Source organism: Pseudomonas sp. GCM10022186 (assembly GCF_042656385.1).
Lineage (GTDB): Bacteria > Pseudomonadota > Gammaproteobacteria > Pseudomonadales > Pseudomonadaceae > Metapseudomonas.
On record NZ_JBHSOU010000052.1, the window covers coordinates 242465 to 254741 of the forward strand.

A 12277-nucleotide genomic window follows, 5' to 3' on the forward strand; every position below is an offset into this window, starting at 1 on the left:
CGTCGTTGAGCGACCTGTGTTCAGGTCGCCCGAACCTTGAAAGCAACAAGAGAGCGAGGACCGCTGATGAGATGGGGGATAAACCTTGTCCTGCTTTATCTGGCGCTTTTGTCATTGACCGTTCAGGCTGACGAAGCCGGTGACAGGTATGCGATCAGGAGCCAGGGATACATTCTTGTCAGTAGCCTGATCGCTTACTTCGATCCTTACGAAAAGTATTCCGATCCAGGATACCGGGTTGCCTATCAGCAGGCTCTGGAGCGACTTGATGAGTTGTCGGCAGATCCTGGGGTGCGGGCATCCGTCAGGCGCATGAGAGAGCTGGTGGATGGCTTGGAGCGGCAGCCATTGCATGAGATTCAAGGGTCGTATCCACAATGGATCAACCCTGTTCTTGAACAGCATGCAGAACTGGACAGGCTTGCAAGCCATCTGCAGGCGCAAACCGAGCCGCGCTCTCAAGCTGTCGCGCAGCTGCAGCGGTTGAGTTTGCTTAACAGCCAGATGCAGTTGCTGTATCAGACCAAGGCCGCTCAGCTCGTGGCCTTGCATGTGAATTTCAGTGAGAACAGCGCTCTTGAACTCGATGCCGAAATAGTCGAGCTATTCGGGCAGGTACAGTCGAAAAACGCCCAATGGCAGGAGCCTCTGCGCAAGCTGGCTCGCGAGTACGAGTTTGTCAGGCCGCAATTGTTGGATGGCAGGCGGCGAGCGACAACAGGAAGCGTCGGCTTTTATCTGGGTGGCATAGTTTCTGGATTAAATGCTTTGCTGGAGTGACTTCGTGCGTTATGTGTTGCTGTTAAGAGTCAGTGACGCTGTGGTAAGTCATATTTGACAGCCTAGTAAGATGGCTGCCAATTTTCCGCAAACCTATCCCTCAGCCGGCCACCCGAAGGAAAGCTAGTGTCACGTCCTCACTTCCCTAGCCGCTGCCCTTATGATGCTGGTGTGAATCGATAGCTCTTCACGATGGCGCCAACGTACTGCACATCGACCACCTCAGCCTCATGGATAAAGATCGGGTCGCTGTCGAGGTTGACGCTGTCGAATCGGTACTGCCCATCGCGGTAGTAGATGAACTCCTTGATCATGGCCAGGCCCTTGGTGGTCTTCACCAGGACCTCGTCGCCCGCGACGTAGTCCTTGCTGGGCTCGACCAAGACGAACTCGTTGTTCTTGATCCTGGGATTCATGCTGTTGCCTACGACTCTCAGCCCATAGGCATCCGGATCCGAGCTGTAGATGTTCAGGAAACCCACGCTGCGCCCGACGGGGTACTCCATAGCCTCGAAGTAGCCTTCCGGGCTGAGCGTGACATCACCCACTACTGGAACGCTGTCTGTCCTCATCGGCATCGGATCGCCGGAAACGTTATTTTCTAGCTGGGGCGATGCCGCTGCGGCGTCACCTTCTCGCTCTGGCCCGGTTCCATTCGCTAGCCACTCGGCGCGGAAGCCGGTTGCCTTGGCCAGCGCAAACACGCTTTCCGCTTTCAGGGCTTTGGTCTCGCCGTTTATCCACTGAGTAATCGCGGATGGGGCGACTCCGCACTCGTCGGCAATCTCTCGCTTCCGCTTGCCTGAGAGCTGGATGGCCCGGTTGATTCGTTCGTTCTGCTGCATGTCCATAGATTAAGCGAGCTTAATTTAAGCGTGCTGAAAATAGATATCCCTTCGCTTGCGGGTTTTATTTAAGTGTGCTGAAATAATGCCGTTGTCCCAGAGGAGCTCTCCATGCGCACTCAAGATGCCGCTGACTACTTTGGCAATAAGAAAAAACTGGCGGAGGCCCTGCACATACAGCCGAGCGCCGTTACCCAGTGGGGCGAGGAGGTCCCGTGGGCGCGCCAGTACCAGATCGAAGTCCTGACCAGTGGAGCCCTGAAGGCGGGCCCGCCCCCCAAGACAGCCATGGATGACGCGCAGTGACAGATCACTGCGCCTGATGCCCCCAATTTTTGCCGCCACAACGGCGAGTCAATGTGAGCAAGAATGGCGAAGAAGAAGTCAGGTGACCGGGTTTTTACCTCGGCCACCCATAGCCCGGTAATTGCACAGTTTCAGCAGCTTGTGAAGAGCAAGGATGGAGCATTTCCCTGGACACAGATGGTGAACCCCCGGGAAATGTACTTTGTGTATGACATGCTGGCGGCGGCTGAGGCCGACAAGGACTTCACGCTGACATCGGCGCAGGGGAAGTTCGGCTTGAGGATTCTTCACAAGCTGCGGTTATCCCAGAAACACTGGATTACGGATTCGGCAGCAGAACGCTACGTGGGCGTAGCATCGGCGAAGAAGGGCAAGGGACTTTCGTCCCGTGCAGACGCAGTAGCCCGCCGGCTGGCTAAAGACCATCTGAGGAGCGCAGGGGTAATGTGGACCAAGTCGACTCCTTCTGACCTTGATCTTGTCGAGATGCTTTATTCGATCGGTGCAATCGAGCAGTCCGTGCCCCGAGCGAAAGCTCGGGAGGCACTCATTGCTTGGAGCCAGTCCGCATCGGCGGCGATCAAGAAGAGGTTAGTTGCGCAGTGAACAACTGCGCGTGGCGATGCCTGCTAACGTCCAATGGTTTTGGCAAGTTGTTGCCTCTCTCGCAGCAGCCTGTGGCTCCGCGAGTGGTTCACTACAGGTAATAATCCGTGCTCACGCGTCATTAGGCAGGAGTTCCACAGTCACTCAGGTGGTTCAGGGATGTTCATTGGCACTGCCTTGGTATGACTGGCCAGTCCAATAATGAAACTGAACATTTATCGTCCGGGCCGGAGAGTTGGGTAAGACGTGGCAATCAAGCTGAAAATTTCTTCCGCCGATCCCGAAGAGGTCCGGCTGATTGAGCGGTATTGGGCGCAGGATGAAATTGGTGGATTCGTCGAAAAGGTCAAGGCGCTCTTGCCGTTTCGAAATATAACCAAAAGCGCCGTGTTAGCCGGATTTATCAGGCAACACTGTCAGGCCATAGATGAAAATCAACGCTGCCCGCAGTGTGGTGAAGGCATCGTCATCAACAGCCGTTCAGAGGCGAAAAAATTTCCCCTGATAGCGACCAAGCCGTGTGCGGCTTGCCAGCATGCGCTCGACGAAGTTAAGCGCGCGGCGCAGGCCAAAATGGAAGCCGAGCTTCAAAGCCAATTGCGAAAACGTATTGCGGCAGTGGCGTGCTGGACCGTTGACTATGAGGCCATTTCCGATGACATGGCATTACTGTTGCGGGCCTTGGACCGAGCGATCGAACCGCGCTTGAGCAACGGCACGTTCACACGTGGTGACTGCCGCGGCCTTTCGCCGTACTACGTGGATGACTTTATCGATCAGCTTTGGCAGGCGTGCGTGATTCTTGATGATCCTGCCAGGTCGCCGCCGGACGCTTATTTCCTGAGGAATGAAGAGCTGCGGTTGAAAAGTAGCCTTGCCACTTTCTTTTTAGTCCCTGATGGGGGAGTGGGGGCAGGGGACGATGCCCTTAAGAAGTTGCTGGAAAGAACTTATGGCGATCATTACAGCCTGCTGCCGCTTTGGTTGGATTATGCGGTGGCTGATTGCATGGGTTACTTCTTTGGTCAGTGTGATCTGTATGGTCTGAGCATCTCCGCCGAAGATGAAGGCGAAATAAAAAGCATCATCAGGGTTGCATTGCGGACTTACAGCATTTCGCAGGTCTGGTCACTGGTGTGGAAAGTGATCAAGGATGCATCCAGTCTGGCCAGTCGTGAGTATTACAACAAACATAGAGCAGCAACGACGCTTCCGGGCAAGCTTCGGCGGCATTTGGAGTCGATCCGGAAAGACTTGAAACCGGTTAAACAGTGGGATCGGCTGGAGCGTCAGCCTGCCGGTACGTTGGGGCAGCTCTTTTACGAACTCTTTGGCTTGGATGAGGACTCGCTCGGCTCAGATGTGATTGCTGTGTTTTCCCCGCGGGACGCGCTCAAGGCGCCTGCCAGCGAGGTTGAGGCCAAGCTCGCTCAACCGGTACGCCGTTTTATGGCGGCGGCCTTGTCCCACGATGTGGGCGCCAATGTGATGCTCAGATTCACCGAATTGGTCCGCAGCGGTTTCGATGTGGCCGACGCAATCGACGAGATCTTTGGTACCCATCCGGCTATGGCGGCCGCAAGATCGATTTTGGATTAAATTTTAGGTTGCCGAACATGAAAGTAGCGTCAGCGCTTGCAGGATGAGTGCCTAGATTCGCCGTTATTTGGCCATGACCAGGGAGGCGGCGAAATACAGCGGTGGCCTGGATTATCAAGAAATCCTCCCCTCGTTCCCCTCAGTTCACCCATCGTGCGCCAGCGAGGCTCCCATCCCATGCTGATGGCGCACCTGGCATGAGCCGTCACCGCCTCGACCACCCTGGCCGTCGGCGACATCCCGACACCGACTTCGGCGAAGATCAGCGACTTCGATTCGCAGATGTGCTCTAGCCGTCTGGATCAGATGGCCGCGCCGACGGCCGACGTCAACCTGAATAGCTGCAAGATCATGAACTTGCTGACAGCCATGGCGACCACCGACGCGGCGACCAGAGGCGTTGACACCGTTGCTCGATGCCCTGCTGGAAGGCTGAACTGGCGGCCAAGGTGCAGGCGAAGGACCAGGCCTATAGCACCCAGAGTGCCAGCCTTACCGGCAAGCGCCATGCGCTGGAACGCCACGTGCTGGAGGCCATCACCCTGGAGCAGATCCAGGTCGTCGCTTGGTAGTTATGAACTCCATCACCACACCCCGCCCCGACGGGGTTTTTCATGTGCGCCCAGCATGGGCGCACTCTTGGAGGTGCAAGTCCTCCCGTGAGCTGGCCACAGCGAACGAAGCGAAGCGCAGCTGCGGAAGGGTGTCGCCATCACCGGCGATGGGGACCAAGGTCTCATCACCCTGAAAGCATGTCAGGAATATGTGCGGAACGCTTCTAAGAGGATGTGAAGAGGCATTGATTCCGCTCCCCTGCGAATTCAAGCTCTAGCCTCTATGCTTCCGGGGACGGAGGAAAGCATTTACCATCTGCGCCTCTCGTAGGAGGCGTCATGAAGAAGATTTCAAAGCGGGTTTTGGACTGGCGGCGTCGGGCGATGCAGCTACGCGTATACCGTCAGATTCGAAACAGTGGCTATGAGCGTAACCGACGGCTCCTATCTTCGCGATCCCATCAATTCTCAACGGCTAAGCTTCGGTTACCAAGCACCATCAGCCTGGGAGGATCGGATGTCAGAGGCAGCCTCATCCTTTTTTTCCGCCGTTTGAAGGATGCGGTGCGTGACCCCAATATTTCTAATGTGGTCATAGATTTCTCCAAAGTGACGCAGCTGCATCCGTGTGGCACCTTGCTTTTCCTGGCGGAAATCGAGCGTTTGCTTGAGTCCTCTGAGGCATCCAAGAAACTTAGCGCTCTCTATCCAACGGATCGTGTGGTTGAAGAGATGTTCCAGCACGTCGGCCTGCTTGCGAGGTTAGGGTTGGAGCCAAGGATCGAAGAGATCTGTGCCCAGAATGTGGTGGCATGGCTATATGCTTCTGGCCACGAGGGGGATTTGGACTCTATAGCTGAAATGCTTCCGAAAGTTTTGACTGAGGGGAGCAATACTGAGTTGCGAGTGGCATTGCTAAGTGGTATGGCGGAGGCTGTTGCTAACTCCTCAGAGCATGCCTACTTAAAAGTTATGAAGACGCCGTTGCCGGGTATCAAGCCGCAGAAATGGTGGCTTTTTGCGCGACAAGTCGATGACGATATAGCTGTTGTAATTTGTGATCTTGGGCGTGGCATTCCGGGGACTCTTGAAGCTAATTGGAAAGAGGAATTGGCCTCTTACTTTAAGACAAGGTCCGGGTTGAAACGGCTCGATCATAAGATGATCCGGCTTGCTTTTACTGTTGGGAAAACAAGTACGGATAAAAAGAATAGAGGTAAAGGCCTTAAGGATATTCTTAAGGTTGTTCAGGAGCAAAAAGTCGGCAGTCTATACATTTATAGCAATAAAGGGGTGTATGGGCTGGATAATACTAATGGTTCCAGTGCTTCTCATGATGAGAAGAATAGTATCAATGGAACTATTGTTCAGTGGAAGATTCCAATAGAGGCCTTCGGTTTAGAGGTTTCTGAGAGACTATGAATACCATGACAATATACGTTGCGAGAGATTACTCCAAGATGCCTTGTGTCAGATTTCGCGGTGACGGCAAGAAATCTGGCGAAGAGTTCAGGGATGACGTATTGCTACCAGCTCTGCAAAAAAGTGATCGCGTAGTTGTGGATCTGGACGGGGTGCTGACGCTGGGTTCCTCCTTTTTGGAGGAGGCATTTGGCGGTCTGGTCAGAAAAGGGCATTACACTGCCAAGGAACTGAAGTCTAAATTGGTTATTAAGTTTGAGGTTCCAAGTTACGTTGAAGAATCTTGGGATTATGTGAAGGCTGCTCGTCGGGAGTTTTGATGGATTTCAAGGATTGGTTGGAAGTTGCCCGGTGGGCGGTTCCTTCGCTGATTGTGATTCTGGGTTGGTCAGTGGTCTCCAGGGGTAATGATCGGCGAGAGACACGGAAAGAGGTCAGGCAGTTTCTGGATAGAACAATTGCCTCTGTAGAGAATGTTAGAAAGAACGCAATTGACTGTCTGACTCAAACGGTTTGCGAGAGCTCCAGGAAGCTTGAGTTGACTATAGACCCTGAACTTCTTCGGTTGGAAAGCGCTCTCGCGCTTCTGAAGCTGAAGGCAAATGGGGTTGTGGTCGACGGTCGAGGGTTGCGTACAGCTGTTAGCAATAATGGGCATTACCGAGTTTCCGGTAGAAAGAAGCTTGATATGGATCATCATGTCTTGGTTGGGATAAATACCGCTGCTGCAGAGCTTATTTCTAAGCTTGAGGAGGCATATCGGAGTTCCTATCAGGATGAATCATTCCTGAAGAAAATATTCTAGGACTGATTGGCTTCTTGGTTTGGGGACGTTGAAGTTATTTTCAACCTTTTCGACTCTGACATTGATCCGGTCCTTGTTGCCTTTAGTCCACCAACGCGGCTGCATCCCCCTTTGACCGGGCGGGCGCACAGCGCTTCTTCCTCCCAGCATAGAGCTGCGGCCCGGATCGAGGGCGACACGTTGTAGCGTTCCAGCAGGGCTTCCCCGACGAAGTTTAGTAACGGCCATTCAGCGAACGCATCCGCGTATTTGTATGCAAGCACTTCGAGACTCCTTTCTTGGCTCGCCTGAGTTGATTTCGCTTATGGCGCTGGTGTGGGAGGGCTGGGGTTAATTTGGGGCAATTCGGGCGCCAAACTATGCCAATCAATGCCTTTCACCGTAGCGGCAAATTAGTTCGCATTTGCCTTGAATCCTCAGTGGCTCTAGGGGAAGGCTCTACTAGTGCGACCTACTGTCACACAATGGGTGTGTGACGAGTGGTCTTTTCGCCTCTGGAAGACACCACGCGTCAATGGCTTGCTACTTCGGATTTGCTACGGAACAGTGTGTTGTCGACGCGAGAAAAGGCGAAGCCCGCTTAGCCTAGCCTTTCTAATACAGGAGTTGCTTGAATTCTGCTAAAGCAATGGATTTTCTGTCTATAAGGCCTTGATCTTAAAAGGCTATTGCTTATTGTCAGTCCAATCCATCACTAGATCAATTCCACTGCCGCTGCTTTGCTTTCCGGCGCCAGATGCGCATAGCGAAGCGTCATCTTGATGTCACTGTGGCCCAGCAACTCGCGAACGGTGTTCAGCGGAACGCCGGCCATCACCAGGCGTGACGCGAAGTCGTGTCGCAAATCGTGCCACCGAAAATCCTTAACCCCGGCATTTTTGAGCAGCTCCAACCAGGCCGTTTTCACGTCTGTCATACGTTCACCGTCTTGGCCGGGGAAGGTGTAGCCGCTGCCGTCGCCCTGCTTCTTCCACGCCTTCAGCGTGGACAGGGCCTCAGTGTTCAGCGGGATATGCCGCGTCTCCGACGTCTTGGTGCCTTCGCCGGCGACAGTGATGTTCTTCGCCTGCAGGTTCACGTCCTGCCAGCGCAGGTTGAACAGTTCTCCGCGACGCAGTCCCGTGTTCAGGGTGAGAACCACCATGGGCTTAAGGTGGTCGGTGAAGGCTACTGCCTGCAGGTCAGGCAGTAGCTTCTGCTTGCGCTCCGAACGCCACTGGTTGGCGCTCGTGCGCTCGGCCCGCATCCGCTCCTCCCGATTATCCAGGGCCTCCCTGAGCGCCTTGGTTTCATCCTTGGAGAGGTAGCGGATGCGTCCCTTGGCGTCGACTTTCAGCGCTTTCACCTTGCCCAGCGGCGAGGATTCCAGATAACCCCAGTCCACGGCTCGGCTGAAGACGCCGCTGATGGTGCCCATCTTGCGATTTGCGGTGGCAGGTTTGTTGCCAGAGCCGAGCCAACCGGTTCGGATCTGTTCCAGTTCGCGACCAGTAATCTCCGCCAGGCGCAGGGCCAATATCGGTTCAAAGCTGGTCGACAAGGTGTGCGCGGTTTTGTCGTGGCCGCGGTGATGGGCCTTGAACCACGGCAGGTAGGTATCTTCCACAAAGTTGCGCAGGGTAGGGGACGTCGCCGCCGTGCGCCCTTGGGTTACCGCCAGAGGCTCACCATGCTTACGGGCCTCGGTTAGGTAGAGGAGGGCTTCTTCGCGCGCCTGATCGAGGGTCATGATGCCCACGCGGCCAAGAGTTTTCTTCTTGGCCCGACCCCAGGTCACCAGGAACGATTTGGCCCCTGCCTTGGTCACGCGGACGAATAAGCCCGGTACGACGGTATCGTGAATTTGGTACTCTGTACCTGTGACTTCCAGGGACGCGAGTCGTCGGATCGTCAGCTTCTCCTTCACAGTTCCCCCGTGGGTGCATTGTGGGTGCAGAAAGAACTATAGCAGTGCGTCCGACAGTGACTAACTGCGTCTGGAGTGCCTGATTCTGCTGGGGAAGGCAGAGCTGGCAGGGCTGTAAATGGCCCTCCTAAGGGGAAGGTTGGTGGTTCGAACCCACTCTGGGACGCCATATAGATCAAGGGCTTAGCCGGTTCTTGCAAGTAGTGGCTAGAGAGGAATTCAAATCTAGTAACTACTTATCTTCTGGCTAAAAAGTAATCAGCGGCCATCGGTCATGTACCCAAGCTTGCTCAGGCGGTGCATGAGTAGTGATCACGTAGAGCCGCTGTTGCTCACCATCGCCGATCACCAGGCCCTCGATCACCTGGTCCTCTTCTAGGCCAAACCAGTGGCTCACCTTGCTGTCATCCTTTTCCATGAAGCGCGCAGCAGGAATGCGAACGCGAGTCGGCTCGTACTTCTCCCAGCGACCCTCTTCGATTGACGACCGTCGCGCCCATCCGCCCGCAGGCCCCTTTCCAGATCGTTCCCGCCGCCTTCCCCAAGGCACCCAGGCGTTGCAGATGGGTAATCACTCGCCGTTGACGTCGAACGCGAAGTACTTGACGTCTACCTACTGGGGCTTGCCGTTGGGACTGAAGGACATTCTATTGTTGGCATTTCCCGCGACTCCTTTCGTTACCGCCCTTGCTCAAGGAGCCACCGGCTTTGCGCCAGGCCATTCTCGAACTCTGACTTGCCCAGCGAACGTCGGCAGGGGAGATGTCCTGGGGCCAGGACTGCCCATTAGCGACGGCTTCGGCCACCTTCGGGTGGCCTTTTTGCATTGGCGGGTAATACTTCTCTGCAAAGGTGGCGTGTTGCTGGTGGCGCGCGCCGCAGGGAGGTGTGAGGTGAACAAGCTATCAATTGTGGGTGTCGGTATGGTGGGTGAGGCGGCGGCTCAGATCATTGCCCGGGAAGAGTTCTGTCGTGAGTTGATGTTGATTGATGTGCAGGGTGAGTTGGCAAAGGGCAAGGCGCTGGACGTCTGGCAGGCGGCAGTTGAGTCAGGTTCTGATACCCGGGTTTACGGCGGGTCCAATGCCGAATTGCTGCAGGATTCTGACCTGGTGGTGATCACGGCGGGTGTGCCCCGCAAGCCTGGTCAGTCGCGCCAGGATGTATTGAATATCAATCTGCCAATTCTCGATAGCATCATGCTGGATATTAATCGTCATGCTCCGGCGGCGACGGTGTTGGTGGTGTCGAACCCGGTCGACGTACTGACCTATCGGGCTTGGTGTCTCAGTGGGCTGGGACGCGACAGGGTGTTCGGGCAGGCGGGGGTGCTGGATACAGCGCGCATGAAGTGTTTCATTGCCGAGGAGACAGGGTTTTCTGCTCGGGATATCACGGCGCTGGTGCTGGGAGGGCATGGCGATAGCATGGTGCCGCTGATGCGATACTGTGCGGTCGGTTCGGTGCCGCTGTCTCACTTCCTGTCCAGTCAGCAGATAGAGCGGATTGTGGAGCGCACACGTCAGGGTGGCGGCGAGATTCTGGGTTTGAAGAAGCTGGGGAGCGCCTGCGATGCGCCGGGCGTGGCAATTGCACAGATGGTGGATGCTATCGCCAATGGGCGAAACCGCATTTTGCCGGCGGTCGCGATTCTCGAGGGCGAGTACGGGCGAACAGGCATTGCCATGGGTGTCCCCTGTGTGCTGGCAGCGGAGGGGGTTGTGCGGGTGATCGAGTTGCCTCTGGATGCGCAGGAGCAGGCGATGTTCGACCGCTCTGCAGATCAGGTGGTGCGTGATATCGCTGAAATGAATGCTTTGTGAGCGGGGTATATGAGGGGGGTTGGGCGCAAGGGGGATCGTGTCCCGGGAAGTGGTGTAACCGAGGTCTAGCCGAAGCGCCCAGAGGTTCACTGCGCATCGCTTGCGCCCCTGCCCTGGGCCTGTCGTTCATGCCTAGAGTGATCTGTGCCTTTCTTAAGCATCATGAGCAAGCAAACATCAGTCTGGTGGTGCAATCCTCGACTTCCCTGCACGTTCACCTCCCTTGACCGCTGGCCGCCTGCGCTTGCGGCGCCCTGTGCATCACGCTTGACTGAATGATGGGGCTCACCTCATGGGAGAACTCAGATGCTCAAGCGCTTGATCCCCTTTGTAATGGTGGCGCTGTTCATTGCAATCAGTGGCTCGACCTGCAATGGCGGTGGCGGTGGCGGTGGCGGTGGTTCGCAGCAAAGCGAGCCGATGGGTGGCAGCGGAGGCTACTAGATCGCTCGAAGCCCCGCCCTGTGCGGGGCTTCCATTTCATGGCCACCCCTGCGGGCTGTGCAGCTTCATCCGCCACGGGCAGAATGCCCGGGATTTCACTGCATCACGAGGTCCCGGCCGTGCCCAGTCCAGCTTTCGCCAGTCCGCGCCATGCTCAGCGCTGAGCTCAAGGCCTTCTATATGGTCGCCCGCCTGGGCAGCATCACCCAGGCGGCGAAGAAGCTCGGCCTCAGCCAGCCCACGGTGACCACCCAGGTCCGCAACCTGGAAGGCCAGTACGGCGTCGAGCTGTTCCACCGGGGCGGCCGCCGGCTGGTGGTGAGCGAGGAGGGCGCCCGGCTGCTGCCCATGGTCAAGGTGCTGCTGCAGCAGGAGGCCGACATCGAATTCTTCCTGCGCAACTGCGGGCAGATGCAGGGCACCTTGCGCATCGGCGCCACCGCGCCTTACTACATCCTCGACCTGGTGCGCAGCTTCCGCACCCGTTTCCCGCAGACCGACGTTTCCCTGGAGATCGGCAACTCCCAGCAGGTGATCGAAGCACTGGAGGAGTATCGGGTCGATCTCGCCGCTTCCTCCCAGTGCCTGGATGACGCCCGCCTGACCCGAGTCGTCCTTGGCAGCGACCCGCTGGTGCTGGCGGTGCATCGCGAACACCCGCTGGCCAGGCGCAAGAGTGTCAGCCTGGAGGACCTCAAGGGCCATTGCCTCTTGATGCGCGAACCCGGTTCCACCACCCGCCAGCTCACCGAAGACATGCTCAAGGACGCCGGCATCGCCATCGGCCCGCTGCTGGAGATCGGCAGCCGCGAATCCATCCGCGAAGCGGTGATCCGCAACCTCGGCATCAGCATTATCGCCCGCCACGAAGTGCCGGATAACCCGGAGCTGCGGGTGATCGAACTCAAGGACGCGCCACAGATAGACGAATACCTCTACTGCCTCAAGGAACGCCGGCAGGCGCGACTGCCGGCAGCGTTCCTGGCGCTGGCCCGCGAAAGCTCGGAGTAGGGTGGATCACGCTTCACCGATCCACCATTCGTGGCCTCCCGGGACGCTGGACGGTGGAAATGAAAAGCGATTTCCATATATGGACTCCTCCCGGTTTGCCAGCGACCGGCTTTGTTTTCGAACCTGGGTACGACTGCTTCCGTATATCCGGTGTTAGGGGACTGCTTGCCCCACGC

Annotated in this window: 15 protein-coding genes; 12 read left to right on the forward strand and 3 right to left on the reverse strand. The window is 56.4% G+C overall.

Translation table 11 applies throughout. The features are described 5' to 3' along the window. Positions 1-66: 66 nt before the first annotated feature. Positions 67-780, forward strand: coding sequence for a hypothetical protein (locus tag ACFPU0_RS18195; RefSeq protein ID WP_377694669.1), 714 nt, complete (start codon positions 67-69; stop codon positions 778-780). A gap of 158 nt (positions 781-938) precedes the next feature. On the opposite strand, the gene ACFPU0_RS18200 is transcribed toward ACFPU0_RS18195, so the two are convergent. Continuing rightward, positions 939-1625, reverse strand: coding sequence for a LexA family transcriptional regulator (locus ACFPU0_RS18200; RefSeq protein WP_377694670.1), 687 nt, complete (start codon positions 1623-1625; stop codon positions 939-941). Positions 1626-1736: 111 nt separating this feature from the next. Between ACFPU0_RS18200 and ACFPU0_RS18205 the strand changes: the two genes are divergently transcribed. The 7 genes from ACFPU0_RS18205 to ACFPU0_RS18235 all read left to right on the forward strand — a co-directional run bounded on the left by ACFPU0_RS18205 (position 1737) and on the right by ACFPU0_RS18235 (position 6917). Beyond that, positions 1737-1931 carry a Cro/CI family transcriptional regulator gene (locus ACFPU0_RS18205; protein WP_377694671.1) on the forward strand — a complete coding sequence of 65 codons (195 nt, stop codon included), beginning with the start codon at positions 1737-1739 and terminating at the stop codon, positions 1929-1931. A gap of 63 nt (positions 1932-1994) precedes the next feature. Beyond that, on the forward strand, positions 1995-2537 hold the full coding sequence (locus ACFPU0_RS18210; protein WP_377694672.1) for a hypothetical protein: 543 nt from the start codon (positions 1995-1997) through the stop codon (positions 2535-2537). Positions 2538-2783: 246 nt separating this feature from the next. Continuing rightward, positions 2784-4136, forward strand: coding sequence for a hypothetical protein (locus ACFPU0_RS18215; RefSeq protein ID WP_377694673.1), 1353 nt, complete (start codon positions 2784-2786; stop codon positions 4134-4136). Positions 4137-4552: 416 nt separating this feature from the next. After that, the gene (locus ACFPU0_RS18220; RefSeq protein WP_377694674.1) at positions 4553-4708 is read left to right on the forward strand and encodes a hypothetical protein; all 156 of its coding nucleotides are present in this window, start codon (positions 4553-4555) and stop codon (positions 4706-4708) included. 321 nt (positions 4709-5029) lie between these two features. Continuing rightward, positions 5030-6112 (forward strand): hypothetical protein, encoded by a 1083-nt coding sequence (locus tag ACFPU0_RS18225; protein ID WP_377694675.1) that lies wholly within the window; start codon positions 5030-5032, stop codon positions 6110-6112. Then, positions 6109-6432 carry an STAS-like domain-containing protein gene (locus ACFPU0_RS18230; protein WP_377694676.1) on the forward strand — a complete coding sequence of 108 codons (324 nt, stop codon included), beginning with the start codon at positions 6109-6111 and terminating at the stop codon, positions 6430-6432. Before ACFPU0_RS18225 ends, ACFPU0_RS18230 begins: the two co-directional genes overlap by 4 nt. Further along, entirely contained in the window at positions 6432-6917 is a 486-nt protein-coding gene (locus ACFPU0_RS18235) for a hypothetical protein (protein WP_377694677.1), read from the forward strand. The genes ACFPU0_RS18230 and ACFPU0_RS18235 overlap by 1 nt, the downstream gene beginning before the upstream one ends. Before the next feature lie 694 nt (positions 6918-7611). Here ACFPU0_RS18235 and ACFPU0_RS18240 read toward each other — a convergent pair. Together ACFPU0_RS18240 and ACFPU0_RS18245 are read right to left on the reverse strand one after the other, a co-directional pair. Next, positions 7612-8823: a tyrosine-type recombinase/integrase gene (locus ACFPU0_RS18240; protein WP_377694678.1), complete on the reverse strand. Its 1212-nt coding sequence runs from the start codon at positions 8821-8823 to the stop codon at positions 7612-7614. A 247-nt stretch (positions 8824-9070) separates the two neighbouring features. Further along, positions 9071-9241 (reverse strand): hypothetical protein, encoded by a 171-nt coding sequence (locus tag ACFPU0_RS18245; protein ID WP_377694679.1) that lies wholly within the window; start codon positions 9239-9241, stop codon positions 9071-9073. Positions 9242-9716: 475 nt separating this feature from the next. Here ACFPU0_RS18245 and ACFPU0_RS18250 point away from each other — a divergent pair, with 475 nt between their 5' ends. From ACFPU0_RS18250 to ACFPU0_RS18265, 4 genes are all read left to right on the forward strand, one after another. Next, positions 9717-10646, forward strand: coding sequence for a malate dehydrogenase (locus ACFPU0_RS18250; RefSeq protein WP_377694680.1), 930 nt, complete (start codon positions 9717-9719; stop codon positions 10644-10646). Beyond that, positions 10643-10873, forward strand: coding sequence for a LysR substrate-binding domain-containing protein (locus tag ACFPU0_RS18255; protein ID WP_377694681.1), 231 nt, complete (start codon positions 10643-10645; stop codon positions 10871-10873). Before ACFPU0_RS18250 ends, ACFPU0_RS18255 begins: the two co-directional genes overlap by 4 nt. A 79-nt stretch (positions 10874-10952) precedes the next feature. Then, positions 10953-11090, forward strand: coding sequence for a hypothetical protein (locus ACFPU0_RS18260; protein WP_377694682.1), 138 nt, complete (start codon positions 10953-10955; stop codon positions 11088-11090). 150 nt (positions 11091-11240) lie between these two features. Further along, on the forward strand, positions 11241-12101 hold the full coding sequence (locus ACFPU0_RS18265) for a LysR family transcriptional regulator (RefSeq protein WP_377694683.1): 861 nt from the start codon (positions 11241-11243) through the stop codon (positions 12099-12101). Positions 12102-12277 lie beyond the last annotated feature (176 nt).

Excerpts from the sequence above, each read along its gene's own strand:
- ACFPU0_RS18195 (WP_377694669.1), top strand. The coding sequence starts at position 67 with ATGAGATGGGGGATAAACCTTGTCCTGCTTTATCTGGCGCTTTTGTCA.
- ACFPU0_RS18225 (WP_377694675.1), top strand. The coding sequence starts at position 5,030 with ATGAAGAAGATTTCAAAGCGGGTTTTGGACTGGCGGCGTCGGGCGATG.
- ACFPU0_RS18230 (WP_377694676.1), top strand. The coding sequence starts at position 6,109 with ATGAATACCATGACAATATACGTTGCGAGAGATTACTCCAAGATGCCT.
- ACFPU0_RS18260 (WP_377694682.1), top strand. The coding sequence starts at position 10,953 with ATGCTCAAGCGCTTGATCCCCTTTGTAATGGTGGCGCTGTTCATTGCA.
- ACFPU0_RS18265 (WP_377694683.1), top strand. The coding sequence starts at position 11,241 with ATGCTCAGCGCTGAGCTCAAGGCCTTCTATATGGTCGCCCGCCTGGGC.
- ACFPU0_RS18210 (WP_377694672.1), top strand. The coding sequence starts at position 1,995 with ATGGCGAAGAAGAAGTCAGGTGACCGGGTTTTTACCTCGGCCACCCAT.
- ACFPU0_RS18245 (WP_377694679.1), bottom strand. The coding sequence starts at position 9,241 with ATGGAAAAGGATGACAGCAAGGTGAGCCACTGGTTTGGCCTAGAAGAG.
- ACFPU0_RS18205 (WP_377694671.1), top strand. The coding sequence starts at position 1,737 with ATGCGCACTCAAGATGCCGCTGACTACTTTGGCAATAAGAAAAAACTG.
- ACFPU0_RS18235 (WP_377694677.1), top strand. The coding sequence starts at position 6,432 with ATGGATTTCAAGGATTGGTTGGAAGTTGCCCGGTGGGCGGTTCCTTCG.
- ACFPU0_RS18200 (WP_377694670.1), bottom strand. The coding sequence starts at position 1,625 with ATGCAGCAGAACGAACGAATCAACCGGGCCATCCAGCTCTCAGGCAAG.
- ACFPU0_RS18220 (WP_377694674.1), top strand. The coding sequence starts at position 4,553 with ATGCCCTGCTGGAAGGCTGAACTGGCGGCCAAGGTGCAGGCGAAGGAC.